The 25,304-nt window shown below is 67.9% G+C and carries 21 protein-coding genes, 1 tRNA gene and 1 pseudogene; 16 read left to right on the forward strand and 7 right to left on the reverse strand.

The genetic code is table 11. The features are described from left to right. Nucleotides 1–111: 111 nt before the first annotated feature. Nucleotides 112–1,086, reverse strand: coding sequence for a pentapeptide repeat-containing protein (locus tag IEZ27_RS43150; RefSeq protein WP_189652551.1), 975 nt, complete (start codon nt 1,084–1,086; stop codon nt 112–114). A gap of 214 nt (nt 1,087–1,300) precedes the next feature. Between IEZ27_RS43150 and IEZ27_RS54470 the strand changes: the two genes are divergently transcribed. The 4 genes from IEZ27_RS54470 to IEZ27_RS43165 all read left to right on the forward strand — a co-directional run bounded on the left by IEZ27_RS54470 (nt 1,301) and on the right by IEZ27_RS43165 (nt 9,639). Further along, nucleotides 1,301–1,906, forward strand: coding sequence for a hypothetical protein (locus IEZ27_RS54470; protein WP_229824851.1), 606 nt, complete (start codon nt 1,301–1,303; stop codon nt 1,904–1,906). Beyond that, nucleotides 1,903–2,247: a hypothetical protein gene (locus IEZ27_RS54475; protein ID WP_229824852.1), complete on the forward strand. Its 345-nt coding sequence runs from the start codon at nt 1,903–1,905 to the stop codon at nt 2,245–2,247. The genes IEZ27_RS54470 and IEZ27_RS54475 overlap by 4 nt, the downstream gene beginning before the upstream one ends. Before the next feature lie 556 nt (nt 2,248–2,803). Continuing rightward, entirely contained in the window at nt 2,804–8,656 is a 5,853-nt protein-coding gene (locus IEZ27_RS43160; protein WP_189652552.1) for a LamG-like jellyroll fold domain-containing protein, read from the forward strand. A gap of 113 nt (nt 8,657–8,769) precedes the next feature. Further along, entirely contained in the window at nt 8,770–9,639 is an 870-nt protein-coding gene (locus IEZ27_RS43165) for a hypothetical protein (protein WP_189652553.1), read from the forward strand. 11 nt (nt 9,640–9,650) lie between these two features. On the opposite strand, the pseudogene IEZ27_RS54480 reads toward IEZ27_RS43165, so the two are convergent. After that, nucleotides 9,651–10,102: pseudogene (locus IEZ27_RS54480) on the reverse strand (transposase family protein); the annotation flags it as partial. 300 nt (nt 10,103–10,402) lie between these two features. Between IEZ27_RS54480 and IEZ27_RS43175 the strand changes: the two are divergent. Next, nucleotides 10,403–10,939 (forward strand): tyrosine-type recombinase/integrase, encoded by a 537-nt coding sequence (locus IEZ27_RS43175; protein ID WP_229824853.1) that lies wholly within the window; start codon nt 10,403–10,405, stop codon nt 10,937–10,939. A gap of 81 nt (nt 10,940–11,020) precedes the next feature. Here the strand turns inward: IEZ27_RS43175 and IEZ27_RS43180 are convergent. Then, nucleotides 11,021–11,094 (reverse strand) — tRNA-Pro (locus IEZ27_RS43180). A 90-nt stretch (nt 11,095–11,184) separates the two neighbouring features. Here IEZ27_RS43180 and IEZ27_RS43185 point away from each other — a divergent pair. The 4 genes from IEZ27_RS43185 to IEZ27_RS43200 all read left to right on the forward strand — a co-directional run bounded on the left by IEZ27_RS43185 (nt 11,185) and on the right by IEZ27_RS43200 (nt 13,765). Beyond that, a complete protein-coding gene (locus IEZ27_RS43185) occupies nt 11,185–11,613 on the forward strand; it encodes a helix-turn-helix domain-containing protein (RefSeq protein WP_229824854.1) in 429 nt (142 codons plus the stop codon). A 71-nt stretch (nt 11,614–11,684) separates the two neighbouring features. Continuing rightward, nucleotides 11,685–12,230, forward strand: coding sequence for a hypothetical protein (locus IEZ27_RS43190; RefSeq protein ID WP_189652554.1), 546 nt, complete (start codon nt 11,685–11,687; stop codon nt 12,228–12,230). Nucleotides 12,231–12,236: 6 nt separating this feature from the next. Further along, nucleotides 12,237–13,562 carry a hypothetical protein gene (locus tag IEZ27_RS43195; protein WP_189652555.1) on the forward strand — a complete coding sequence of 442 codons (1,326 nt, stop codon included), beginning with the start codon at nt 12,237–12,239 and terminating at the stop codon, nt 13,560–13,562. A gap of 5 nt (nt 13,563–13,567) precedes the next feature. Beyond that, nucleotides 13,568–13,765 carry a hypothetical protein gene (locus IEZ27_RS43200; protein ID WP_125630157.1) on the forward strand — a complete coding sequence of 66 codons (198 nt, stop codon included), beginning with the start codon at nt 13,568–13,570 and terminating at the stop codon, nt 13,763–13,765. A 277-nt stretch (nt 13,766–14,042) separates the two neighbouring features. Here IEZ27_RS43200 and IEZ27_RS43205 read toward each other — a convergent pair whose 3' ends face one another. Both IEZ27_RS43205 and IEZ27_RS43210 read right to left on the reverse strand, forming a co-directional pair. Next, the gene (locus IEZ27_RS43205; RefSeq protein WP_125630159.1) at nt 14,043–14,456 is read right to left on the reverse strand and encodes an ATP-binding protein; all 414 of its coding nucleotides are present in this window, start codon (nt 14,454–14,456) and stop codon (nt 14,043–14,045) included. A 36-nt stretch (nt 14,457–14,492) separates the two neighbouring features. After that, nucleotides 14,493–15,269, reverse strand: a complete 777-nt coding sequence (locus tag IEZ27_RS43210; RefSeq protein WP_189652556.1) for a SigB/SigF/SigG family RNA polymerase sigma factor — start codon at nt 15,267–15,269, stop codon at nt 14,493–14,495. Between the two features lie 176 nt (nt 15,270–15,445). Between IEZ27_RS43210 and IEZ27_RS43215 the strand changes: the two genes are divergently transcribed. Continuing rightward, nucleotides 15,446–15,802 (forward strand): STAS domain-containing protein, encoded by a 357-nt coding sequence (locus tag IEZ27_RS43215; protein WP_125631162.1) that lies wholly within the window; start codon nt 15,446–15,448, stop codon nt 15,800–15,802. A 47-nt stretch (nt 15,803–15,849) separates the two neighbouring features. Here the strand turns inward: IEZ27_RS43215 and IEZ27_RS43220 are convergent, their stop codons facing one another. Then, complete coding sequence (locus tag IEZ27_RS43220; RefSeq protein WP_229824855.1) at nt 15,850–16,557, reverse strand: ANTAR domain-containing response regulator; 708 nt, start codon at nt 16,555–16,557, stop codon at nt 15,850–15,852. 73 nt (nt 16,558–16,630) lie between these two features. Between IEZ27_RS43220 and IEZ27_RS43225 the strand changes: the two genes are divergently transcribed. From IEZ27_RS43225 to IEZ27_RS43235, 3 genes are all read left to right on the forward strand, one after another. Beyond that, nucleotides 16,631–18,463, forward strand: a complete 1,833-nt coding sequence (locus tag IEZ27_RS43225) for a SpoIIE family protein phosphatase (protein ID WP_229824856.1) — start codon at nt 16,631–16,633, stop codon at nt 18,461–18,463. 106 nt (nt 18,464–18,569) lie between these two features. Continuing rightward, nucleotides 18,570–19,673: a glycosyltransferase gene (locus tag IEZ27_RS43230; protein WP_189652558.1), complete on the forward strand. Its 1,104-nt coding sequence runs from the start codon at nt 18,570–18,572 to the stop codon at nt 19,671–19,673. A gap of 148 nt (nt 19,674–19,821) precedes the next feature. Beyond that, nucleotides 19,822–20,535: a glycoside hydrolase family 16 protein gene (locus tag IEZ27_RS43235; RefSeq protein WP_189652559.1), complete on the forward strand. Its 714-nt coding sequence runs from the start codon at nt 19,822–19,824 to the stop codon at nt 20,533–20,535. Here the strand turns inward: IEZ27_RS43235 and IEZ27_RS43240 are convergent. Then, the gene (locus IEZ27_RS43240) at nt 20,520–21,587 is read right to left on the reverse strand and encodes a PucR family transcriptional regulator (RefSeq protein WP_189652560.1); all 1,068 of its coding nucleotides are present in this window, start codon (nt 21,585–21,587) and stop codon (nt 20,520–20,522) included. The two genes, IEZ27_RS43235 and IEZ27_RS43240, sit on opposite strands and share 16 nt — an antisense overlap. A 76-nt stretch (nt 21,588–21,663) precedes the next feature. Between IEZ27_RS43240 and IEZ27_RS43245 the strand changes: the two genes are divergently transcribed. From IEZ27_RS43245 to IEZ27_RS43255, 3 genes are all read left to right on the forward strand, one after another. Beyond that, nucleotides 21,664–22,581 (forward strand): proline dehydrogenase family protein, encoded by a 918-nt coding sequence (locus IEZ27_RS43245; protein ID WP_125630170.1) that lies wholly within the window; start codon nt 21,664–21,666, stop codon nt 22,579–22,581. Then, complete coding sequence (gene pruA / locus IEZ27_RS43250; RefSeq protein WP_125630172.1) at nt 22,582–24,207, forward strand: L-glutamate gamma-semialdehyde dehydrogenase; 1,626 nt, start codon at nt 22,582–22,584, stop codon at nt 24,205–24,207. It abuts the gene before it with no gap. A gap of 130 nt (nt 24,208–24,337) precedes the next feature. Continuing rightward, nucleotides 24,338–25,300: a GlxA family transcriptional regulator gene (locus IEZ27_RS43255; RefSeq protein WP_189652561.1), complete on the forward strand. Its 963-nt coding sequence runs from the start codon at nt 24,338–24,340 to the stop codon at nt 25,298–25,300. Nucleotides 25,301–25,304: the final 4 nt, after the last annotated feature.

Genomic DNA, 25,304 nt, shown 5'->3' on the forward strand with positions numbered 1-25,304 from the left:
CGCCGAATATGAACGTCGACACGTAATCAAGAGCATTCAGGAAGACGGCTATGCTGCCGCGTAGCCGAAAGCCTTGACGTGTCTACCGAGCCGGGGCAACTCCACATCCGACTACTCCGGCCCCTCGTCGGGTTCAGGTGCTGGCAGCCGGGTGCCCGCGTTGGCGACAATGTCGTCGAGTTTCGCCCCTGCAAGACGGGTGTCACTGAGGTCGACGTCACGCAGATCAGCCTTGCTCAGGTCAGCCCCGCGCAAGTCCGCTCCGCGTAGGACAGCTTCACGCATCCGAGCCCCCTGTAGGTGTGCCCCCGCAAGCCGAGCCTCAGCCAAATTCGCTCTTTCGAGATTCGCTTGCCGGAGATCGGCGTCTGTCAGATCGGCGCCGCGAAGTGAGATTCGCCTGAGCCATGCACGATTCAAAGTCGCATGACGCAAACTGGTATGGTCCAGGTTTCCGCTCAGTTGGATGCGTCGCAGATCGACTCGGGACAGGTATCTGTCGCCGCCGTCAGCATGGTCAGGCAGACGGGCGAGAATGTGCATGGCAATCTGCACGTCTGGAGCACGGCTCGACAGCCATGGAAGGGCATCATCGATTTCGTCTGGATGGAGCGGCCCGTTCGGCGCGCCCACGGGCCAGGCAGCGTGTCCTCGGACATAGGCCCCCAGGATCGTAGCCACTGTGGGGCGGTCGGCATAGGAGTTCTTGGCGATGCGCTCCAGCGCATGCAACCCGCCCAAACGGATGTCCACGGTGTCACTGCCGAGGTGTTCGATCGCGCGACTGAAACGATCGGTGAGATGCCCTTCCCTCGCCACGCGCACCTGCTGCCACGCGGCGATGACACCGGCCATCACGAACAGGGCGCCGAAAGCCTGCAGCAGTTGCCCACGCAGAGTGCTCTGGAGCCCAGCCTGCGCTTGTTGCAACTGGATCCGTGCTTCGACACTTGGAACCGCGTGCAGTTCGCCGGGCGGCAACGGCGGATAGATCAGATGAGGCAAATACAGTACGACGGCGAGCAGAAGCAATGCTACGCCCGCAAGGATGCTGGCAAGGGCCCACAGCGGAATGCGTCTCGACAAGCTGACTCCCCTGGCTCAGCCAGTGCAATAGGGGACGAACTTCAGCGTGTCAGGGAGCAACCGCAATGGCCATACCAAGCGTGGCAGCGGTACAGTAGTGTGCGCCTGCCGATAATTATATCCATCCAGGTCGTGGCCCTGCGAGGGCTTTGTGTGAAGTACGCGAGCTCCGGTCTCTCAGGAGACGGAAGCGCGTACGGCAGGATGATCGGCTGTGCTCCTTCGCCTGGCCTACCTGACCGTCACGAACGCTTTCGCCGCGCTGCGGTTGCTGCCCATGGGCGATCGAGACAAGGATGTGGAGATCCTCGCCCTACGTCACCAGATCACCGTCCTTGAACGCCACCTCAGCGCCGACACCCAGGTGAGATTCGCACCCGAGGACCGAGCCTTCCTGGCCGCGCTCCTGACCTCGCTGCCCCGGGAGGTCCAGAGTCGGCTGCGGCTGCTCATCCAACCGGATACTGTGCTGCGCTGGCACCGCGATCTGACGAGACGGCGTCATACCCGTACCTGCCGGCCGAAGAGACGTGGGCGCCCGCCCACGGTCCACTCCATCCGCGTTCTTATCCTGCGTCTGGTTCGGGAGAACCCGAGCTGGGGCTATCTGCGGGTGCATGGTGAACTCACCACGCTCGGCATCAAGGTCGCGCCGTCCACGGTGTGGGAGATCCTCAAGCAGGAAGCTCTCGATCCGGCGCCCGGGCGGGCCTCCACCACATGGGCCGACTTCCTGCCTCGCAAGCCGACGCCCTGCCGGCCGCCGATCTCATCGAAACCATCACCCTCAACGGGCAGCGCCAGTACATCCGGGCGGTGATCGAGTACGCCGCCAGGCGGGTCCGTGTGCTCGGCACCACCGCGCGCCCGAGCGCGAGCTGGGCCATCCAGGCAATCAGGAATCTCGTGATGGACCTGCACGATGCGGACTGCCGGGCGCGCCTTCTGCTCCGCGATCGGGATGGGAAGTTCCCAGCCCTCATGGACGAGATTCTCGCCGAGGCCGGCATCAAGACGGTGCTCACCGAGATCCGGATGCTGCGGATGAACTTCATCATGGAGCGGTGGGTGCAGTCGTGTCGCAACGAGCTTTTCGACCGCTGCCTCGTTTGGAACGAACACCACCTGCGGCACGCCCTGGGCGAGTACGAACACTTCTAGAACCAGCACCAGCACATCAAGCGCTGAACCAAGCAGCCCCGCTGCGCACCGTTCCCGATCCGATCACGGCCCCAGAGCGAATCATCGACCTGAACGTACGCGGACGAGACCGGCTCGGCGGCGTCCTCCACGAGTACTCATAAGCGGCTTGAACTGCATGGATGGAATTTCGGCAGGCGCAGAGTCCTGCATCGCGTTTCTTGAGCCACGTGCACGATAGCCCAAAGGGATCACTTGGTCGGGACAGACCGATAAAGCTGCTGATCGCCCTGGAGCTCCAGGACGTTACAGCAATTTATATCCTATTTATGGTGATCTATCTCATATTGCTAATTGATCTTGACTGAAGGTAAAGCTTGTTTGCCATTCCACACTCAACGGATTGCGAGTGTTAGTGAACAAGTTAGTCAGCTCGGCGAGGCTGAGCGGGAAACCGCCCAAGCGCCTCGCCGTTGCCACGATGCTGACGATGGCAGCATCGCTACTGGTGGCAGGAACTACGGTAGCGTCGGCTGATCCTGAACCTGCTCCGACCGCGACCCCCGCTCCTCCGTCGATGACGACCTTCCCCAAGCCGGAGGATCCCGACGCGCCGCTGCGGGCGGCGGTGGCCCAGGCGCGCACGTCCGGGCAGCCGGTGCCGGTGGAGGCGGCCTTCACCGAGTCCGCCCGCGTGTGGGCCTATCCCGACGGGCACCTGACCACCCATGCCTACGACGGGCCGGTGCAGCTCAAACAGGCCGATGGCGGCTGGGGCCGGATCGACACGAGCCTGGTGGAGCGGGACGGCGTGCTGAAGCCGAAGCTGGCCAAGGCTGACGTGAGCTTCTCCCTGGGGGGCGACGGCCCGTTCGCCTCACTGGCGCGTGACGGGAAACAGCGGGTCGCCCTGTCCTGGGGCGCGCCGCTGCCACGCCCGCAGATCACCGGCGACAAGGCCCGGTACGCCGACGCCGCCGGGCCCGGCGCCGATCTCGTGGCCACGGCCCTGCCCACCGGGTTCCGGCACGACGTCGTCCTGCGCGAGCGGCCCGCGAAGCCTGTGGAGTTCCGGCTGCCGGTGGAGACCGACGGCTTGACGCTCTCGATGTCGAAGGGGGGCGGGCTGGCGCTGAAGAACAGCAAGGGCAAGACCGCCCTGTCGGCTCCGGCTCCCCGGATGTGGGACGCCGCCGCGGCCGACACCGCCGACGACCAGCCGGGCCGCGAGGCCAAGGTCAGGACGAGCGTGGAGACCAAGGACGGCCGGACCGTCCTGGTGCTGAAGCCGGACCCGGCCTGGCTGGCCGACCCGGCCACCCGGTACCCGGTGACCGTTGATCCCACCACCACTCTGGGCGTCACCCAAGAGGTGGGGATCATGTCCCCGAACTCGCAGATCGCGCCGGGCAGGGTCGGCCGCCAGAACTACCGGTACTGCACCGGGACGTGGCCCAACCAGACCTGCGCCGACAGGTCGGAGACGCTGCGGGCGTTGATGGCCTTCGACACCACGTCGATCGCCAACCGGAACGTGCTCAAGGCCACCATGCAGCTGACCCTGCGGGCCAACGCCAGCTCCTGCCTGGTCAACTACCAGTCGATCTTCGCGCACCGGATCACCGAAGCCTGGGTGGCCGACGACACGTTCTGGAGCAGGCAGCCCGCCACCACCCCCGACGGACGCTCCTCGATCAATCCGTGCATCCAGCCGCAGACCGCCGGGGCGGTGTGGAGCTGGGACATGACCGCGATGGCTCAGGCCTGGGCCGGCGGCACCCCCAACCACGGGCTGATGCTGCAACTGGGCACCGAGACCACCCCCGCCTCCAACGTCAGCGAGAACTTCGACTTCTGGCCTCAGGCCTACAACCAGAACGTGCCCAGGCTGAGCGTGGACTGGGTGCTGCCGCCGGAGATCCCGACTGTGGCCGCCGAGTCCATCGACTCTTTGAGCGGCAATGACGCCATCGCCCGCTCCACGGCGGTGAAGGTCACCTACAAGTCCAGCGTGCCCGAGGCCACCCCGCTCGACTACACCGTCAGCGTCAACGACTCCACCATGGCCCCGCCCCCCGCGCAGCTTCCCACCGGCGAGGCCGCCTACTGGAAGCTGGACGAGGCTTCCGGAGCCGCCGCGGCCGACGCCTCCGGCCACAACCTGAACGCCACCCTGACCGGCAACTACAGCCGCGTCCCCGGGCAGGTGGGCCAGGCTCTCAAGCTGTCCGGCGGAACCGGCGCCACCGCCGGGCCGGTGCTCAACACCGATCAGAGCTACACGGTGACGGCCTGGGTCAAGCTGGAGGACAGCGCCGCCGACCAGGTGGTCTTCTCCCAGCAGGGCGTCAACCAGCCCGCCTTCACCCTGGCCTACGCCCGCTCGACGGTTCCCGAGGTCGATCAGCGGTGGGTCCTCACCATGGTCACCCAGGACATCCCCGATCGGATCTACGAACAGTGGGCGGTCTCCAAGAACATCGCCCGGGTCGGCCGATGGAGCCATGTGGCCGTCCAGTACGACCAGACCGCTCACAAGATCCGCCTGTTCGTCGACGGCGAGCTGGCCGACGAACGCGATCACACCGCGAACTGGAACGCCCGCGGCGCCTTCCAGTTCGGCAAGGGGCAGATCGCCGGTGACCACACCCCCTTCACCGGCGCGATCGACGACGTCCACGCCTACCAGAGGGTCCTGTCGCCGGCCGACCTGCGCACGATGGTCACCGCTCCGGGCACGACGACGAACAACGGCGTGCCCGCCGGTCAGACCCCCGAGAGGATCTTCTCGCTGGACAATCCGGCCAGCTTCAAGTTCGTGGTCAAGGCGTGCCGGACCGGGGTGACGCCGCCGTCGTGCAACGAGAGCCCGGCCTACCGCATCACCTCCGACGCGGCGACGCTGCCCACCGACACCGAGACCGGCATGGCCGACCCCACCCAGCCGATCCTCTCCGGCATGGTCAACCGCCCCTCCGGCGGCCCAGTAACCGCCAAGTACTACCTGTACGACAACGCCGGAACCCCGGTCGGCTCGGCTCCGCTTGGAATTCGGAACGCCAACGGCGGCGAACGCGCCTCGTTCCAGATTCCCGCCAATACGGTCCAGCCCGGCACCATTTACAAATGGCAGATGGTGGCCTGCGCCGTCGGTCAGGGTGGCATGACCACGCCCACACCGACACCGACACCCACACCGACGCCAACGCCCACGCCGCTTCCACAAGGGCTCGTGGCGGCCTACGGCATGAACGAAGGCACCGGGACGAGCGTCGGCGACATCTCGGGCAGGAATAACGCCGGCACCGTCCAGAACGCCACCTGGACCGCCGGCAAGTTCGGCCAGGCGCTGTCCTTCAACGGCACGTCCAGCAAGGTCTCCATCCCGAACAGCGCCAACCTTGTGCTGCCGCAGGGCATGACCATGTCCGCGTGGATCAACCCGACCAGCCTGAGCGGTTGGCGCAGCGTCGCCTTCAAGGACTACACCTCCGGCGTCGGCTACGGCCTGTACGCCTCCAACGGCCTGACCCCCAGCAGTTGGCTGCGTTCCGGCGGCGTCCACCAGCAGGTCGACGGCACGGCGGCGCTGCCGACCGGCACCTGGTCCCACCTGGCGGTCACCCACGACGGCACCACCGCCCGCCTGTACGTCAACGGGCAACAGGTCGCGCAGAAGCCGGTCGGAACCCTCGAAGATTCCGGCGGCGCCCTGCAGATCGGCGCCAACACCAACTGGGGCGAGTACTTCAGCGGCGCGATCGACGAACTGCGCGTCTACAACCGCGCCCAAACCGCCGCCGAAATCACCACCGATATGAACACGCCCCTCAGCGGCGCTACTGCCCTAGCTGCCGCGCCTGGTTCAACGGCAACCTCTGCCACGGCCGTAACCACGTCAGAGGGATCAGGTATCGAGGAAGTCTGCACGTCCAAGACCACCCCCGTCTCCTTCACCACGCCCGGCACAGCCCCGGAGCCTCCGGCGGAGGACGTCCGGCATCTGATGCTGGGCAAGGACAACTTCGTCATCAAGACCGCAAAAACCGACCCCACCGCGTGCGACGGGGCACCCTGTCTGCTGACCGACGCCACCACCTTGCAGGTCGGTGGCACAGGCGCCGACAAGGTAGCCAGCGTGATCGGTCTCCGACTGGATGAGGTCCCCGACGGGGCGGTCTTCACTGAAGCGCTACTCAATCTCGGAACACCCGCTTGCTCAGGCGGGACATGCGTTCCCGAGACAGTTGTGAAGATTGCCGCGCTGAAGAACCCGGTGACTGGAACGACCAAGGGATCGGACTTGGCCGCCGACGTCGATCCAGAACAGGTCTACGATTTCCCTATCGAAGCACCGAAGGGAGACATATCCGGCAGTGCCACAATGTGGTACCTGATCACCTCCACCCGCGAGGAGATGATCGATCTCGGCAGTGCGGCTGCGGCTGAGCAGATATCGCTGGCCCTCACGTATCTAATGCCTGGCCCACCAAGCAAAGTGCTCAATCTGAACGCGCAGGGTGGGGACGCAGGCGCCATCGCCAGCTGGGGTATCCCAGAAGCCACCGGCGGTTTGGTACTGCTCGACGGGTACGACGTGGAGGTGCTCGACGGTGGAGGAAGCTCGATCAAGACACTCGAGGTAAAGGACCCCTGGGTAGCCATCACAGGCTTGGCCAATGGGATCACGTACACGGTGCGGGTTCGTGCTAAGACCGCTATCGGCGCTGGCAACTGGGAAGCCACGAGCTTCTCCACAAAGGCACTCCCCCCGCCCAACACCACTGGTGCGAGTGGGTCCTGTATTCCACCACTCGATGGCCGAGCAGCAGCTCCGCGAGGCGCCACACGGGCCACGGTCGGCGAGTCCGCCACGCAGGAGTACCTTGACAGAGTCAAGCACTTCATCCAGGCCCAAGATGCGGTCCTGGAAGGGCGTGCTGCCACGATCTGGGACGCGCCCGGTGTGGAGCCGACTTCGCCCAGCACTGCCAGCCTCTCTCTGCTGAACGCGGCGCTCCTCTCGCAACGAGAGGTGATGGCCCAGAACGGAGAGAGTCGCAGCGGTTCTACCGTCACCTTGGACAACGCGGTGGTCTATCCGGGCCGCGATGGGTCGGTGTACGTCACCGCCAAGGTGGATCGCACATGGACCGTCAGCACCACATCTTCAAGTACGGCAATGCCAACAGCCCGAGTCGGCCGCACAAAAGCGACAGCCGCAGGCGGCACGGTCGAGGGTATCCCTCCCACCATCACGATCTTCGTGCTCGGTCCCTACTGCGGTGTCAAAACCATTGATGTCCCACTGGACTCCTACCAGGACCAGAGCGATCAGATCGACCCAGTGGGCAACGACGGCGGCTGCGCGAGCGCAGCGAATAGTGCCGCGGACGCAGCGACGACGAGGGCCCAGCTTCTTGACGACAGCCCGTGCGACGCAGGACAAGTCGGCTCAAATAGCCGTGGATGTGTGATAACTCATCCAGGCGGAAAGTCCGACCTCACCTTCGCGTCGCCGGGAGACACGTACCGCATCTGGGAAAACGACGTGGTCCCTGAGAACGGGGACGGCGTCGTAGTAAAGACCAAATTGCAGTGTGAAGTCAAAAACCTTCTACCGGGTGCCAAAGGCTGGTACTGGACGACCAGAACAACCGCGATCTGGAGGCCCACCGAGAAAAGGGGGAGCCTCGGCCCTAAAATGCAGTGGAAACTGGACTCTCTACATAACCAGGTCTTCCTCACCTCCGCCAACAAGACATACGGAGTCGCCTACAACACGAACGGGACAATCAACTGGGCAAAATCCTCCAAGTTCGCCAAAGTCCTTCTTTTGGACAAGACGCCGGGCGGCAAGAACAACGGTCCCGGTGCCGTCGTCAAGGCATCGAGCAAGTCATGCTTCAGGTGGGAGAAGGAAAGCTCTACCTATGAGGCGCATTTAACGGTCGGCGGCACCTTCGGAGCGCCCGACGGCAAGCTCACCGGGGAGTTCAACGTCGGGGGAGAATGGGCCAAGATTCTCACCGGAACAGCGGATAAAGACTGCGGCGATTTCAACCCGACGCGGCGACTGGAACGAAAGGCGATCTTCGACGACTACAGCGAGGATGCAGCGCTGGGTGGACAGTGCTGGGCGGCCGAGGGCTATGAGAAGTGTCGAATTCTGACCTACAGCCAGGTCCTCGGCAGCTCTATGGACATCGACTACAACTTCACCCAGACGGTGAACAAGGTTACGAAGAATGTTCATTACCAGTATCCAACCATGCGACAATCCATGGGAATTCGGCTTCGCCGAACGTTCCGGATGCATGTAATCGACTGCGACCCCGCGGGAAGCAAATGCTACTATAGCTATCCTGAGTGGGTGACGGTCGAAGATGTATGTACTACCTCGACCGTAAGGCCGGCATATAAGATCTAGATCTCCGGAAACCTAGAACAAGCAATGGTCCAGCGGAATGACTGCAACGGAGTTCTGCTGGGCCATTGCGGCCTGCCTTACCTGGTTTGACCTGAAATAAAAGGGAGGTCGACTTGAACCGCTGCCTGCTGATATCGATTTCGGTGTTGGTTGTTGGAACTTGCGCAGCATGGTTGGGTTGGCGTTCTTTGGCGCAACGACAGGAGTGGGACAACAGTATCGGGAACGAGCGAATCCGATACGTTCTACTGAACGCGCTCAGCGCAGCAAACCCCGACATCCGTGTCACATTCGACCAGCTAGCACAGGATGGCCGCACCATATCTGAAGACGTCGGAGAAGATGGCATCATCGAAGTCGTGCTCGACTCGCGACACCTGCGGCGCAATGAGAGTTACCCGCAACATGATGCCATCCGCTTGCGGCAAGGCGGGCTCTTGGGAACACCTTCGATAGCCGGCGGACGGCTCAGCGGAGCACTGCAATGGTTTGCCGGTGGCAGGGATGAGACTCTCCCAAGTCGAGCTGATCTCAAGCACACACTGTCCAGGCTGAGCCGTACTGGCGTGCTACTGCAGGCAGTGGTAAAGCTGAAGCATCCACTCCTCGAAAAGAGTCTTCCAACCACCCCGCCCATACCGCAGCCCCTCGATGTTGAAGCCGTTCTCCTCTCTCCGGGCGCACCTGGACAGAAGCCGATTGCTTGGGATGTCAACAACTGCGAATACAGGCTCCCATCCGGACCTTGTACGCAGGGGTTAGCCGCCCAGTTTCAAGCATGGGTGCAATCTCTCAGACGCGAGGATGCGCAACCGCTGGAGCGAATCGGCCTCAATTATGACGAACTCCAATTGCGCGCCCGGGAGTCGAAGGCATACGGGTTCATCGCAGAATCGACGCCGGAGGTGCTGGCGTGGCTCATACAGCAGCCAGAGGTGGCGCGACTCGAACTCACCGACATTGGCTTCCTCCGCTCTTCTTGATTGACCTCATTTCATCCTCCGGCGGCTTGGGCAAGGCGGTGGTTCTCAAGAACGACGATGGCCTTGCAGAGGTGGCTGGCCTTGCTGGGACTGCAGCGTAGCTCGCGGAGGATCTTCCAGCTCTTCAGCTGGGCATTCGCATGTTCCCCCCGGTCCGCGGAGCCCGGCGTGGGAGCGGTTGGCCTGCTTCTGCGACTCGGGCTTGTTCCGGCCCTTGTGCGGGGTGATCGCCGGGCCCTCGGCTCCTTGGTAGGCCTTGTCGGCCAGGGTGATGATCCCGGCCTGCTGCAAGGCGCGCTGGATGCCCCAGATGCGGGCTGCGCTCAGGTCGTGGGCTTTGCCGAGCTACGTGGTGTTTGCCGGAGAAGTAGGGCCGGTCGACCTTGATTCAGTCGGTGTGGATCAGTGTGCCGTCCAGCACCAGGTAGTGCAGGCCATCCCGCGTGGCCTCGCGAAGGGCCTGCCCGAGTTTGGGTAGGCGCGCCGACAGCAGCCTCACCGTCGCCTCTACGTACCTGAAGGGTGTCAATACTCCAGTCACAGTCGTGAGCTGCTGGTTTGTCTCGGCTTCCTGGTCGGAGCAGTGGCCTGGGTCAGGCATGCTCGAGGCTCGTGACGCTCCGTCTCTTCTACACGATCTTCTGCCGCATCGTGGGTTGGCTGACGCTGCTGGCCCGTAGCGACGCGTCCAAGAACATGGAGGTCCTCTCCTGCGGCACGAGGTCACCGTGCTGCGCCGCCAGGTCCACCGTCCAAGGCTGTCATGGGCGGCGCGATCGGCGAGGTCTCCGGTGTCCGGGTCGGCGACATCGACACCAGAACCTGGACGTGGACGGCGCGCCGGCAGACCACACCGAGTCCGGGCGGGCTGGCCGACAAGGGGACCAAGGGCAAACGAGCCCGCAAGGTGCCGATCATCGCCGAGATCCGGGGCCTGGTCTCCAACCGGCTCGCAGCCGTCGACACTGATGATCCTGAGGCTCGGCTGTTCACCGGGCCACGGGGCGGTCGCATCAGCACCGCGGTCCTCCGCGACGCCACGCATTGGGACGAGGTCGTCACCCAGCTCGGCTACGAACATCTTCGCCGTCACGATCTTCGCCACACCGGACTGACGTGGATGGCCGACGCCGGGGTCCCCGTCCATGTCCTTCGCAAGATCGCCGGCCACGGCTCTCTGACGACTACACAGCGCTACCTTCATCCAGACCTCAGCGCCATCGCCGAGGCCGGGAATGCGCTCAGCGCGCACATGGCGGCGACGTGGTCCCCAAGTGGTCCCCAGCTGCGAGTTGCCTAGAAAATCGCTCTCAAGATCGCGACACGAGAAAAGGCCGATTGACCTGGGCTTATGCCCAAGTCGATCGGCCTTTCGCAACCGTCGGGACGACAGGATTTGAACCTGCGACCCCTTGACCCCCAGTCAAGTGCGCTACCAAGCTGCGCTACGTCCCGGTTGTGTCGGCCGCCCCCTGCGGGGCGGGACGTCATAACCTTAGCGCACATCGGAGGTAGGCGCGTACACGGAAAGCGGGAGCGGAGGGCGTGGTGGGGCGGAGGCCGAGCGTTGATCGGGCGGAGCTGGCGCGGCTGGTGGCCGACGGGATGAGTGTGCAGGAGCTGGCCGGTCATTTCGGGGTTTCGGAGTCGGGAGTGCTTCAGGCCAAGCGGGCCGCGGGGCTGGCCAAGCCGATGCTGGACCACAGCGTGGCCGTACCGTGGAAGCTGGCGCGTGAGCACGCGCAGTCGGGGCCGGCGACCAACCTGCGCAACCTGTCGGCGGCGGCGCAGGGGAAGCCGCCGGCGGCCGAACGGTTGAACACGGCTCTGCGGTGGGCTCAGCGGCTCGTGGACGCGGGGCTCGACGTACGGTACGACGCGGCCGAGGGGTTCAGTGAGGTCCCGGCGCCACCTGCGGGCTCACACGTCGCGACGGTGCTGGAGGCCGCCAGGAAAGGGCTTGCAGCTCACTGAGTACGCGAGTTTCGACAACCCTGATCGTGGGCAGTCGCAGGTCTCGTTACAGAGACCGGAGGCGAACATCAATGACCACCTTCATCTGGGTGGCCGTCGTCGTGGTCGCGGTGGTGGCGCTCGCCGCAGTGGGCTTTGTCGTGCTACAGCAGCAACGCCGCAGCCGTCTCCGCGAACGTTTCGGCCCTGAGTACGAACGTGCGGTGGCCGAGAGTGACAACCGGCGCGAGGCCGAGCGGGATCTCATCGCCCGCGAGCAGCGCCATTCCGAGCTCGACATCCGGCCGTTGCCGGAGGAGACGCGCGACACCTACGCCAACCGGTGGACCGAGGTCCAGGAGCGTTTCGTCGACGCGCCCGGGTTCGCGGTGACCGAGGCGGACCAGCTCGTCACCTCCGTCATGGCGGAACGGGGTTACCCCACGGACGACTTCGAGCAGCGACTGTCCGATCTGTCGGTCGGGCACGCGGCCACTCTCGACCACTACAGGAAGGCCCACGAGATCAGCGGGCGGGCGGCCAGGAAGGAAGCCTCGACCGAGGAGCTCCGGCAGGCCATGGTGCACTACCGCGCGTTGTTCGAGGAACTGCTGCACGAGACCACGCGAGGGCGGTGAACGTAGATGCGCAACAGCAGAAGCGAGGACGAGCTCAAGGTCCCATCGCAGCGGTCGGACGAGACGCGCGGGGACGAGGACAAGGATCTCGTCGACGAGACCGGTGGCGGGTACGAGGACCGGGATCCGAGGGCGCGCGACCCGAGAGTGCGTGAGGAGGCGGGTTCCGGACAGGTCCGGCACGATGACGGCCGGTTCGGCCCGGAAGACCGCACGGGCAGCACGGCTGGCGCAGGTGACACGGCCGGCACAGCTGGCACGGGCGATTACGAGGGCACGCGCCATGACGAAGGCGCGACCCAAAGCGAGGCCGCGCCCCAAAGCGAGGGCTCGGTCCATGGCGAGGGCCTGGCCCACGGCGAAGGCGGGGGCCGTAGTGAGGGCCTGGGCGAGGGTGCGGGCCGTGGTGCGTTCGGGCGGCGTGACGAGATCGCCCACGCCCCGGCGACCCACGGGTACGCTTCCACGGCGCCCGGTGAGGACGACGACGAGCCGCCCTACAAGGACCCCTACGCGAGCACCGGCCCCGCCGGCGACCTGCCGGCCGACCCGGAACGCGACAACCCCTTGGGACGCGGTGCCGACCGGGACCGCGACCCCGATCCGGCCCACACCGGCATCCCCGCCGACGAGGCGCCCGGATACGAGACCTCCCGGGACACGCTGCCCGGAACCACACCCCACCCCGGCGAACACCCCGAAGACAAACTGGTGCACAGCGGACGGTCCACCGACGACCAGTCTCACGGCGGATGGGCAACCGGCGAACAGCCCTACGGCGGACGGACCGCCGACGAAGACCCCCACGATGGACTGGCCGATGGCGGACCGGCCGACGACGGGCTGGCTCACAACGAGCCGACGGAAGGCGTGCCAACGGAAGGTGGGCCAACGGATCACCGGCCGACGGATGGCAGGCTGACGGATGGCAGGCTGACGGATGGCGGGCTGACGGATGGCGGGCTGACGGATGGTGGGCGGTCTGGTGAAAAGGGTCCCGCCGACGACGTCCCCTCTCATGCGGCCCCTCTGGAGGTCGGCCTGTTCGACCAGGATCCGGCCCAGGTGCAGGCCCGCTGGCGCGACCTGCAGGCGTCCTTCGTCGACGACCCCGCCGAGGCGATCCAGCACGCCGACGGCCTGGTGGGCGAGGTGGTGGAGTCGCTCACCAACTCCCTGACCTCCCGTACCGACGCCCTGCGCGAACGCTGGAAGGACGTGGACTCCCCCGACACCGAGGACCTGCGGCAGGCGTTCCGCGACTACCGGAACGTCCTGGAGCGGCTGCTCGCGCTGTCCACGCACGGTTCGTCCCAGGAAACGAGGAGGTGATCTAGATGCTCGCAATCGTCGCTGCGATCATCTTCGGGCTGGGTTTCCTGCTCGACCTGGTGAACGTGAAGATCCCCGGCGGGTTCTCCGGCATGACGTTCGTGCTGCTCGGGCTGACCCTGCTGGCCCTGCACCAGGCGGGGGTCGGTACGGCGGGCATCCGCTCCGGCTACAGCAACTGGCGCGGACGGTCCCGCCGCTAGGAGAGGCAAGCCCAGAGGCGGCAGCCCCACAGGTGGAGCGGGAACGACGGGTAGAACGAGAACGACGATCGGGCGGGAGGCCGCCAGGCCTCCCGCCCGATCCGCCAATCCACCGATCCGCCGATCCGCCGCAGCAGGCCGCGATAAGCCCCAGATACGCCTCGGAAACGCCCCGATACGCGCACCACCGTCCCCCGGTAAGCACGCAACACCTGGAGCCGGCCATCCCAAGCACCAGAACGGACCAAACATCCACCAAAAGCCCAGAGCGAACAGCTCAGCTCTTGCCGGGGAACCGCATGATCACTGTGCTCCCCCCGCTCCCCACCCGCAACGTGAAATCGGAGGAGAGCAGCCGCGCCACCCACAACCCCATGCCCCCCACCGCCCCCGGCAGGGGACCCGGCTTCCAGGCGCCCTCGTCGTGCACCTCGACCACCAGGTCCCCGTCCACCGTCCAGGTCCGCAGGGCCCCCCGGCCGGCCCCGTGCGTGACCGCGTTGGTCGCCACCTCGTTGACCGCGATGACGAAGTCGCCGACGGCCTCCTCCGGCATGCCGGTGGCGCGGGCCTCGTCCTCGGCGAACTGCCGCACCTCCGGCAGATCCGGCAGGCGGAAGCGCAGCTCCTTCACGGGCACGCCGGGTGGCGGGCTCGTGTAGCCCGACTGAGGCTCTACGTCCTCGTTCACCCGGCGACTCGCCTTTCTCTCACTGACCGATTTTTCTCACTGACCGACCAGCAGCTCACTGCGGAGCTGGTCGAGTACCTTACGAAGAATCCGTGACACGTGCATCTGCGAGATGCCGAACTCGGCGGCGATCTCGGCCTGCGTCATGTTGCCGAAGAAGCGCAGCAGCAGGATGTGCTTCTCGCGGCTGGGAAGCGCGTCGATGAGCGGTTTGACGGCCTCGCGGTCGACCATGGTGCTCAGTGTGTCGTCGTCCTCGGGGATGACGTCGCCGAGCGAGGCCGCGTCGTCGTCGGTGCCGAGCGGCGCGTCGAGCGACAGCGTGCTGTACGCGGCCGAGGCGTCGAGGGTGAGCAGGACGTCTTCCTCCGAGATGTTCATCTTCGCCGCGAGCTCGGCCACGGTCGGCGACCGGCCGAGGTCCTGGCTGAGGTCCGCGACGAGCCTGTTGAGCTCGGACCGGCGCTCCTGGTAGAGGCGCGGCACCCGGATGGCCCAGGTGCGGTCGCGGAAGTGCCGCTTGACCTCACCGGTCATCGTGACGACCGCGTAGCCCCTGAAGGCGTGGCCGAGAGTCGGGTCGAAGCCGTTGACGGCCTTCATCAGGCCGACGTACGCGGCCTGGAGGAGGTCCTCCAGGGGTTCGCCCCGGTAGCGGTAGCGCCTCGCGATCTCCATGGCCAGCGGCCGGTGCATCTCCACGATGCGCTCGCGCAGCCGTTCCCTGTGGTTGTCGGGTGTGCCTTCCCTGGCCATCTCGGCCAGGAGATCTTCCGCTGACATCTCCTCGAGGACGTATTCCTGCACAGCCATCGCTGCTCCTCATATGGGTCGCAGGGCGGCCTCCGCCAGCAGGAAAAGCCCAGGCAGAGGCACGCCTCGCTCTACTCTCGAGACGAAAGCCCTCTGCTGGACTTCGGATCCAGTGTCCCCCCTGCCACGGGAAGTATTCCTCGGTCGCGTGGTGACAGTAGGGTTGCTCCGTGACAATGCCCGAAAACGGCGAAGGGCCCGTGGCCGCCCTGAGCCTGACGTCGTCGACCGTCGGCGAGATCACGGTCGTCAAGGTCGACGGCGTGCTCGACGCCACGACGCGTGAGCAGTTCGCCGACTACCTGTCGCTGGCCGGAGCCGATCTGATACTCGATCTGGCCGGGGTCACGTTCATGGATTCGCGCGCGCTCGGGCTGATCGTCCATCACTGGCAGACGAGCCTGGCCTCGAGCGCGAAGTTCGCGCTGGTCGGCGTGGAGTACTCGAAGTCGAAGGTGATGTGGATCACCGGGCTGGCCCAGCGCCTGCCGCTGTATGACACGCTCGACGACGCGCTGGCCGCCATCGGCTGAGGAATGCGGCCCGGGGGCGGGGCTCACACAAGGGCCCACGCCCGGCGTCAGGGGCGACGCGTCGACTTGCGCTGGTGTTCCTCGACGAGGAGTCTGGCCAGATCGGCCACCTTGACCTGATGGTGCTGCGAGATCCTGCGCAGCTCCTCGAAGGCGGCCTCGGCGGTGCACCCGCTGGTCTGCATGATGATGCCCTTGGCCTGGTCGATGACCGAGCGCCCGGCCAGGGCCTCCTGGAGCTGGGCGGCGTCGGTGCGTACCTCCTCGAACTCCCACATGTTCGCCACGGCCACCCCGACCTGCTCGGTCAGCATCTCGGTCAGCGAATGGGCGGCCTGCGGGGAGAAGGCACCCGGCCGTACCGAGTAAAGTCCGACGATGAGTCGCGCGGGCGCCACCTCGATGGGCACGACCAGCACCGAGCGCACCCCCCAGCGGGTCGCCAGTGCGTCGTAGCGGGGCCAGCGGTTGTCGCTCAGCACGTCGCTCACGCTGGCGCGGGCGCCGGTGTTCCGAGCTTCGACGGAGGGGCCCTCTCCGAGCTCGCGCTCGCCCTCGACGAGCATGATCAGCTCGCTGTGCGAGCCGGAGACCAGCACCCGCTGGTCGCGCCAGTGTTCGGCCGAGCCGCCCGAGCAACCGGGCACCCCGGCCGCCAGCGCGGTGGTCAGGCCGCGCAACACGCTCTCCGTGGAGGTGTCCTCGCCCAGCCGCCCCAGCGCCGCCAGGTCTCGGGCGAGCCCGGGAGTGATCATCGCCGTCGATTCCATAGCAAGAAGCCCCTACCCCTTATGGCTACCGTTATCCCCGGTGGCGTAGCGTCAAAGGATGACCATGCCGGACCTCGAACACGCTCTGGACGCGCTGGCTGGACGCGTGTCGTCCTTGCGTGAGGCGAGGACGGCCTACCCTACCGACCTCGCGCCCACGCTCGACGCCGCCCTGGCCGAACTGGACACCGCCGCCGAGTTGCTCGCCGAGGCGCGCGAGGCGTTGAGCAAGGCGCCCAAGCGCGCCTCCGGCAAGAAGGACGGCACGCAGCGGGAGCTGAAGCTGCTGCGCCAGGTGTTCCGGGCCTTCCCGGTGCCGGTCATCGTGCTCGACGGCGGCGGGGTGGTCCGGCGGATCAACCCGGAGACCTCCCGGGTGCTCGGCAGCCCCGACGGCTACCTGGTCGGGCGGTCGTTCCCGCTGCTGGTGGACGTCTCCAGGCGGGCGGCGTTCCGTTCGCACCTGAACTCGGTGTTGCAGACCGGGCAGCCGTCGGCGTTCGAGACGCGGCTGGCGCACCAGGGCCGGACGCACACCGTGCAGCTCGCGCTGACGCGGGTGACGATGCCGGGCGAGCCGCAGCAGATGGTGGCGGCCGTGGCGCTGCCCACCGAGGTGCAGCTGCCCGAGCCGGGGGCGCGGCGGCCCGAGCAGTCCGACGGGGCGCTGCTGCTGGCGGCGTCCAGGCGGCAGGACCTGCTGGCCAAGATCGGGGCGCTGCTGCTGGACGAGGAGGCGCTGCTGCGGCCGGTGGCGTTGCCGCGGACCACGCGGCTGCTGGCGGCCGAGTGGGCCGACTGGGTGATCGCCGACATGGTGCGTGACGGGCTGCCGCGGCGTTCGGTGGTGGTGGCGCCCAAGAACCATCCGCTGGGCGAGCTGGTGCGCCAGGTGGAGTCGGCCGACCCGGCCGGCAGCCAGGTGGTGGTGCAGGTGCTGGAGCGCGGCTCGGGCGTGGTGCACGAGATGGTCGACGACGAGTCGCTGCTCGGCTACTGCGCCGACGGGCCGCTGCTGACCGTGATGGGCGCGGGCTCGCTGCTGTCGGTGCCGATCGGCCACTCCGACGGGGTGCTCACGCTGGTCCGTACGCACGACCGGCCGCCGTTCTCGCTGGCCGACCTCGGTGTGCTCCAGGACGTGGGGATGCAGCTCGGCCTGGCCGTACGCGCCCAGTCGAGCTTCCAGAGCCGCTCGCGGGCCGCCGACGCGCTGTCGGCCAGCGTGGCCCCGCGCAACCTGCCCGACGTGCCCGGCTACGAGGCGTCGGCCGTCTACCATCCGGGCTCATCGGTGGGCGCGGAGTTCTACGACGTGTTCCCGGTCGCGGGCGGCTGGGGGTTCGCGCTGGGCGGCGCGGCGGGCAAGGGCGAGGAGGCGGCCTCGGTCAGCGCCATGGTGCGCGGCGGGCTGCGGGTGCTCAGCACCTGGGAGTCCCATCCCGACCTGGTGATGCGCAAGGTCAACCAGGCCCTGGTCGCACAGGGCACGGGCATGTTCGTGATGGCCGTGGCGGGGTTCGTCAAGGGCCGTACGATCCTGTTGTCCTCGGCCGGCCACCATCCGGCGGCGTTGTTGCAGCCCGACGGCAACGTGCGCTTCGCGGCGGGCGGCGGCGTGCCGCTCGGCATCTCCCCCGAGGCCGAGACGGATGTGCAGGAGCTGACGGTCTCCGTCGGGGAGACGCTGGTGCTCTACTCCGAGGGCCTGATCTCCTCCAGGAACGACTCCGGCGAGCCGTACGGCGAGGAGCGGCTGGCCGACGTGCTGGGACGCTGCGCGGGGCAGTCCCCGGCCACCGTGGTCAAGGCGGTGGAGGCCGACCGGCACGCCTTCTCCGGCGGCCAGGTGTGGGACGAGATCGTGGTTCTCGCCCTCCGAGGTGTCTGATCTGCGGGGGTTTGCGAACCAGTCAATCATGGGTATTGTCGTTCCGTAGAACAACGTGCCTAAGACGCAGGCACACCTTGAAGGCTTTTCCACGCTGAGGTGTGCCATGAATATTGCGATCGTCGCGTCCGTCAAGGGAAACCAGCATCACCGTATCCTCGCCGTAGCGCGCGAGCTGGGACGCGAGCACCACGTCACCATCTACTCCCGCCGTGACGACGCCGAGGGCAAGCCCAAGACGCGGGTGGCCCCGGGTGTCACTCTGGAGCAGATCGACGTGGGCCCGGCCAAGAGCCTGACGCCCGACGACGTCGTGCCGTACCTCAACGACGTCGGCGAGCACCTCATGAAGCGGTGGAACCAGGAGCGGCCGGACGTGATCCACGCTCACTCGTGGACCGGCGGGCTCGTCGCGGTGGCGGGCGCCAAGGGGTTGGACGTGCCGGTCATGCAGACCTTCCACACCGTGGACGCCACGCACCAGAAGCTGGAGCGGGCGCTCGGGCGCAGGGCCAAGGCGGTCATCGCCGGCTCGGGCGACGAGGAGTCGGCGCTGATCAGGCTGGGCGTGCCGCGCGGCAACATCGCCATCGTGCCGTACGGGGTGGACACCGAGCGGTTCCAGCGGCGTGGCGCGATCGCCACCAAGGGCACCCGCAAGCGGCTGCTGCACGTGGGCCCGCTGTCGCCCGAGCGCGGGGCGTACACGGCGGTGCGGGCGTTGCAGGGGTTGACCGACGTGGAACTGGTCATCGCGGGCGGCCCCGAGCCCGAGGACCTGGACCAGGACCGGGACGCGCGCCGGCTGCGGGCGCTGGCCGAGCAACTCGGCGTCGCCGACCGGGTGACGCTGCTCGGGCAGGTCAAGCGGGCCTCGGTGCCGAAGCTGATGCGCAGCGCCGACGCCGTGGTCTCGGTGCCGCGCGAGGCCGTGACGGGGATCGTCGCGCTGGAGGCCATGGCCTGCGGCGTACCGGTGATCGCCTCGTCCGTGGGCGCCCACCTCGACTCCGTGATCGACGGCGTGACCGGCCTGCTGGTCCCGCCGGACCGGCCGGCCCGCACCGCGCGGCTGGCCCGTGAGGTTCTGTGCGACCCGACGCTGCGCACCGCGCTCGGGTACGCCGGCGCCGACCGAGCGCGTTCGCGCTACTCCTGGGAGCGCGTCAGCCAGGAGCTGGTCCGCGTGTACGAGTCGGCCTGCGCCTGACACAGGCGGCGAGGGGCGGGCGGCGTGGGGCCGCCCGCCTTTCGGCGTTCCAAGGGTTCCAAGGGCCCATGCCATCGATCCAGGGGGCTCTTGTCGCCGTTTCGGGGGCCCTTGTTACCGGAGTGACGTCTTTGCTTCGATGGTCGGCATGTCTACACGCGGTTCGATCCTGGCGGCGGCGGCGCTCCTCACGGCCCTCGCCCTCCCCCAGAGCGCACAGGCGGAGACGTGGGGCACGCCCGTCCTCGTCGAGAACTTCGACGGTTCCTCCGTCGACACGAGCAGATGGATGGTCTACCACTCGCCGGACGCGGAGCGGAACCCCCGTACGGGGAAGGCCGCGACGGTCGCCGGCGGGATGCTGCGCCTCAAGGGCGGCCGGTACGGCGGCAAGGACCTGTCCGGCGGCGTGGCCACCAGGCTCGCCCAGCGGTACGGCCGGTGGGAGGTCAGGTTCAGGGCCGAGGCGGGCAACGGGTACACGCCGGTGGCGTTGTTGTGGCCGACCGCGCAGGGCGAGGGCGATGGCTACGCCGAGGTCGACTTCGCCGAGATCGTCGACCCGCGGCGGCAGGGCGGCGGCATCTTCGTGCACGGCGGGCGCGGGCGCGCGCAGCGGCAGCTCCGGGCCGACTTCACCCGCTGGCACACGGTCGCGGTGGACCGGCTGCCCGGCAGGCTGACGTTCTGGCTGGACGGCCGGAAGGTGTGGGACTACCGGGGCGCGTACGTGCCGGACGGCGGCAAGATGGGCCTCGCGCTGCAGAACGACGTGGTCTGCGAGCCGCGCTGCCGCGACTCCTCCACCCCGGCGACGGTGTCGATGTACGTGGACTGGGTGAAGGTCTACCGGCTGTCCTGAGGCAGCAGCCTGGCCGCCTTCAGCCCGAGGTGCACGGTCAGCCGGTCGTCGCCGTCGGACAGGTCGCGGTGCAGGAGGCGTTCGGCCTTGCCCAGGCGGTAGTACAGGGTCTGGCGGTGGATGCCCAGCTCGGCGGCCGTCTTCTGGGCGTGGCCGCCGAGGTCGAGGTAGGCCTCAAGGGTCTGGGCCAGCTCGGGGTCCAGCGCGCCGGTCTCGGCGGCCAGCTCGTGCAGGTCGGAGCGGCCGAGCCGGGCCAGCAGGCGGTGGACGCCGAGGTCCGGCCAGCGGGCGATGGGGGCGTGCCGGGGAAAGTGCTCGGCGATGCGCAGCGCCTGGCGGGCCTCGCGCCAGCTCTGCCAGGCGTCGGCCGGGTCGTTCCTGGGTGCGCCGATGCCGGCGGCGGTGCCGTACGCGCTCTGGAGGGTCTGGGCGACCTCCCCGGCCAGGTGGGCGGGGGCGAGCAGGGCGACGGGCGAGCCGGTACGGGCCAGCACGCCGCGCGGCAGCGTCCAGAGGGCGGCCACCCGCTCGCTCGACTCGCGTACGGCGACGGCGGTGACCGGGCCGGGCACCTCGATGGAGGCCGCGGCGCGTTCCTCGGGGTCGGCGGAGAACAGGGCGAGCAGGCCGCGTCCGAGGTCCTGGCGGCTCCTGGCCTCCTGGGCGAGCGCGGCGGCGGCCCTGGCGACCAGCGGCGCGACGCCGCGCAGGGCGTCGTCGGCGAGGCTGCCGGAGTCGAGCAGCCACAGGTAGCCGTAGGTGACCTCGCCGTGCCGCAGCGGCCAGCAGACCCGGGCCAGCACCTTGAGCTCGGCGTCGGCCGGGATCCGGACCGGGCCGCCGGCCCTGGCGATGCCGTAGCGTTCGAAGTAGTCGCGCACCTCGCCGGTGGCGCGCCGGCGCAGGATGGACTCCTGGCGGACCGTGTCGATGTCGCCGTGCTGGGCGCCGTAGGCGAGCAGGCGGAACGAGCGGTCCTCCAGCGTCGCGGACGCCCCCAGCGTGGCGGCGATCTCGTCGACGATCTCCTGAAGGTCTGAGGTGTTGTGCATTTGTATGACAGCCTGCCACATCGCTCGTTACGCGCGTTCATGGCCCCTTCTGACCTGGGGTTTCTAGAATTGAGGCATGTTGGGTCAACTGCTCCTTGCCGCCTCCGGCAGCGGCGTCGTACGCCGCTCCGTGTCAGGCTTCCCGCTCACCCGTAAGGTGGTGGACCGGTTCGTCGCGGGCGAGAGCGTCCAGGAGGCCCGCAACGCCATCGAACGGCTGCGGGACGCGAACCTGGCCGTGACCGTCGACCACCTCGGCGAGGAGACGCGCGACGCGCAGGCCGCCGAGACCGTGGCGCAGGCGTACGTGACGCTGCTGGAGGCGCTCAAGCCGCTGCAGCTCGGCCGCCGGGGCGAGGTGTCGGTGAAGCTGTCGGCCGTCGGCCAGCGGCTCGACGACGGGATGGCCCTGGAGCACGCCCGCGAGATCTGCGCCGCCGCCGCGGCCAACGGCTCGACCGTGACGCTCGACATGGAGGACCACACCACCGTCGACTCGACGCTGGGCATCCTGCGCAAGCTGCGCGAGGACTACCCCACGACCGGCGTGGCCATCCAGGCGTACCTGTTCCGCAGCGAGGACGACTGCCGCGACCTGGCCCACGAGGGGTCACGGGTACGACTGGTCAAGGGCGCCTACCGCGAGCCCGCCTCGGTCGCGCACCAGGGCAAGCAGGCCGTGGACAAGGCGTACGTGCGATGCCTGCGCATCCTCATGGCGGGGAAGGGTTACCCCATGGTGGCGACGCACGACGACCGGCTGATCTCGATCACCGAACTGCTCGCCGACCGCTTCGGGCGGACGCTCGGCGACCACGAGTTCCAGATGCTCTACGGGATCCGGACCGACCGGCAGGAGGCCCTCGCCGGGGCCGGCCACACGGTCCGCGTCTACGTCCCCTACGGCGACGACTGGTACGGCTACTTCATGCGCCGGCTGGCCGAGCGCCCCGCCAACGTCGCCTTCTTCCTTCGTGCCCTTGGGGGTAAGTAAATGGATGCCATCAGCAACGTCCCGGTCCCCGCGAACGAGCCCGTACTCGGCTACGCGCCGGGCAGCGCCGAGCGTTCGGCACTGGAGGACCGCCTCAAGGAGCTGTCCGGCTCCGCCATCGACCTGACCATGACCATCGACGGCGAGCAGCGGCTCGGCGGCGGCGCGCCCATCGACGTGGTGCAGCCGCACAACCATGCCTCCGTCCTGGGCCGTACCAACGACGCTACGGCTCAGGACGTGCAGGACGCGATCGACAGTGCCCTGCGGGCGGCGCCCGCCTGGCGGGCGCTGTCCTTCGACGAGCGGGCCGCGGTCTTCCTCAAGGCCGCCGACCTGCTGGCCGGGCCGTGGCGGCAGACGCTGAACGCCGCCACCGTGCTGGGCCAGTCGAAGTCGGCGCAGCAGGCGGAGATCGACGCGGCCTGCGAGCTGATCGACTTCCTGCGCTTCAACGTGACGTACGCCCGCCAGCTCTACGCCGACCAGCCGATCTCGTCGCCGGGCGTGTGGAACAGGATGGAGTACCGGCCCCTTGAGGGGTTCGTGCTGGCGATCACGCCGTTCAACTTCACCGCCATCGCCGGAAATTTGCCGACTTCTGCCGCTTTGATGGGGAATGTCGTCGTCTGGAAGCCGTCCCCGACCCAGCAGTTCGCCGCGCACTTCACGATGCGGCTGCTGGAGGCGGCCGGGCTGCCTCCCGGCGTGATCAACCTGGTCACCGGCAACGGGCAGGCCATCTCCGAGGTGGCGCTGACGCACCCGGCCCTCGCCGGCATCCACTTCACCGGCTCCACCCCGACCTTCCAGCACCTGTGGGGCACGGTCGGCGCCAACATCGCCTCCTACCACGGCTACCCGCGCCTGGTGGGCGAGACCGGCGGCAAGGACTTCGTGCTGGCCCACCCGTCGGCCGACCCGGCGGTGCTGACGACCGCGCTGGTCAGGGGCGCCTTCGAGTACCAGGGCCAGAAGTGCTCGGCGGCCTCGCGGGCGTACGTGCCGCGTTCGGTCTGGAACCGGATGCGTGACGACTTCGTGGGCGTGGCCGAGTCGCTGACCGTGGGCGACGTGGCTGCCGACCTGTCGACGTTCATGGGCGCGGTCATCGACGAGCGGGCCTTCGGCAAGCACAAGGAGGCCATCGACCGGGCGCGGGCGGCCTCGAACATCGACGTGCTCACCGGCTCGTACGACTCCAGCGTCGGCTACTTCGTCAAGCCGACCGTCCTGGAGTGCGCCGACCCGACCGACGAGATCTTCGTCAAGGAGTACTTCGGGCCGATCCTCGGCGTGCACGTCTACGAGGACCGCGACTTCGACACGGTGCTCGCCCAGATGGAGGGCATCGCGCCGTACGCGCTGACCGGGTCGATCATCGCCCAGGACCGGTACGCCATCGCCTCGGCCGCGGAGCGGCTGCGCTTCGCGGCGGGCAACTTCTACGTCAACGACAAGCCGACGGGCGCGGTCGTGGGCCAGCAGCCGTTCGGCGGCGCGCGGGCCTCGGGCACCAACGACAAGGCCGGCTCGATCTTCAACCTGATCCGCTGGGTGAACGCCCGCACGATCAAGGAGACGTTCGTCCCGCCGACCGACCACCGCTACCCGCACATGGGCTGACGCCCTCCAGAGCAACGGCCGGCACCCTGGTACGGGGTGCCGGCCGTTTCCAATTCCCGGACCGGCCATGGCGTAATGTGCAAGGTTTGTGTCATTGACGCCGTCGCGGGGCCGCGACCAGCATGAAGACATGCGTCGGCGGATCGTGATCGTCGTCTTCCCGGGCTTCCAGTTGCTGGACATGGCCGGGCCGGCCGACGTGTTCTCGACCGCCGACCTGATCGCGCGGGGGCGCGGCTACCGGGTCGAGGTGGCCGCCGTGCAGGCGGGGGCGGTGAGCGCGCACAACGGGCTCGCCGTCGTGGCGGGGGCGCTGGGCGAGGTGACCGGGTCGATCGACACGCTCCTGGTCGCCGGCGGGCTGTCGGTGCCCCGGCAGTTGGAGGATCGCGCGCTGGTCGAGGCCATCTCCGGCCTGGCGGCGCGGGCCGACCGGGTGGCCTCGGTCTGCAACGGGGCGTTCCTGCTGGCCGAGGCCGGGCTGCTGGGCCGGCGCAGGGCCACGACCCACTGGCTGGCCGCCGACGACCTGCGCAGGCGCTACGCCGACGTCGAAGTGGACCCCGACCCCCTCTACATCGAGGACGGCAACGTGTGGACCTCGGCGGGCGTGCTGTCCGGCGTGGACCTCGCGCTCGCGCTGGTGGCCAGGGACCACGGCCACGAGCTGGCCCGCGACGTGGCCCGCGGGCTCGTCGTCTACCTGCACAGGCCGGGCGGGCAGAGCCAGTTCAGCGCGCCGATGCGGGCCATGACGCCGCGCAGCCTGCCGCTGCGGGAACTCCAGGGCTACATCGACGCCAACCCGGCCGCCGACCTGAGCGTGCCCGCGCTCGCCCGGCGCGTCGGGATGAGCGAACGCCACTTCTCCCGCGTCTTCACCGAGCAGACCGGCCTGTCCCCCGGCCGGTACGTCGAACGCAGCCGCGCCGACGCCGCCAGACGCCTCCTGGAGGTCACCGGGCACCCGCTGGAGACGGTGGCCAGGGAGTCGGGGCTCGGCACGCCGGAGAGCCTCTACCGCGTCTTCCGCCGTCACTGGCGGGTCTCGCCGGGCGAGCACCGCCGCAGATTCCAGTCGAAGGAGAAATGACACC

It is taken from the genome of Nonomuraea spiralis, assembly GCF_014648435.1.
Taxonomy (GTDB): Bacteria; Actinomycetota; Actinomycetes; order Streptosporangiales; family Streptosporangiaceae; genus Nonomuraea; species Nonomuraea spiralis.

What these genes read in the sequence shown, in the direction of transcription:
- IEZ27_RS43160 (WP_189652552.1), top strand. Translation starts at nt 2,804, where the DNA reads ATGACGACCTTCCCCAAGCCGGAGGATCCCGACGCGCCGCTGCGGGCG.
- IEZ27_RS43175 (WP_229824853.1), top strand. Translation starts at nt 10,403, where the DNA reads ATGGGCGGCGCGATCGGCGAGGTCTCCGGTGTCCGGGTCGGCGACATC.
- IEZ27_RS43190 (WP_189652554.1), top strand. Translation starts at nt 11,685, where the DNA reads ATGACCACCTTCATCTGGGTGGCCGTCGTCGTGGTCGCGGTGGTGGCG.
- IEZ27_RS43195 (WP_189652555.1), top strand. Translation starts at nt 12,237, where the DNA reads ATGCGCAACAGCAGAAGCGAGGACGAGCTCAAGGTCCCATCGCAGCGG.
- IEZ27_RS43200 (WP_125630157.1), top strand. Translation starts at nt 13,568, where the DNA reads ATGCTCGCAATCGTCGCTGCGATCATCTTCGGGCTGGGTTTCCTGCTC.
- IEZ27_RS43210 (WP_189652556.1), bottom strand. Translation starts at nt 15,269, where the DNA reads ATGGCTGTGCAGGAATACGTCCTCGAGGAGATGTCAGCGGAAGATCTC.
- IEZ27_RS43215 (WP_125631162.1), top strand. Translation starts at nt 15,446, where the DNA reads ATGCCCGAAAACGGCGAAGGGCCCGTGGCCGCCCTGAGCCTGACGTCG.
- IEZ27_RS43220 (WP_229824855.1), bottom strand. Translation starts at nt 16,557, where the DNA reads ATGATCACTCCCGGGCTCGCCCGAGACCTGGCGGCGCTGGGGCGGCTG.
- IEZ27_RS43225 (WP_229824856.1), top strand. Translation starts at nt 16,631, where the DNA reads ATGACCATGCCGGACCTCGAACACGCTCTGGACGCGCTGGCTGGACGC.
- IEZ27_RS43230 (WP_189652558.1), top strand. Translation starts at nt 18,570, where the DNA reads ATGAATATTGCGATCGTCGCGTCCGTCAAGGGAAACCAGCATCACCGT.
- IEZ27_RS43235 (WP_189652559.1), top strand. Translation starts at nt 19,822, where the DNA reads ATGTCTACACGCGGTTCGATCCTGGCGGCGGCGGCGCTCCTCACGGCC.
- IEZ27_RS43240 (WP_189652560.1), bottom strand. Translation starts at nt 21,587, where the DNA reads ATGCACAACACCTCAGACCTTCAGGAGATCGTCGACGAGATCGCCGCC.
- IEZ27_RS43245 (WP_125630170.1), top strand. Translation starts at nt 21,664, where the DNA reads ATGTTGGGTCAACTGCTCCTTGCCGCCTCCGGCAGCGGCGTCGTACGC.
- pruA (WP_125630172.1), top strand. Translation starts at nt 22,582, where the DNA reads ATGGATGCCATCAGCAACGTCCCGGTCCCCGCGAACGAGCCCGTACTC.
- IEZ27_RS43255 (WP_189652561.1), top strand. Translation starts at nt 24,338, where the DNA reads ATGCGTCGGCGGATCGTGATCGTCGTCTTCCCGGGCTTCCAGTTGCTG.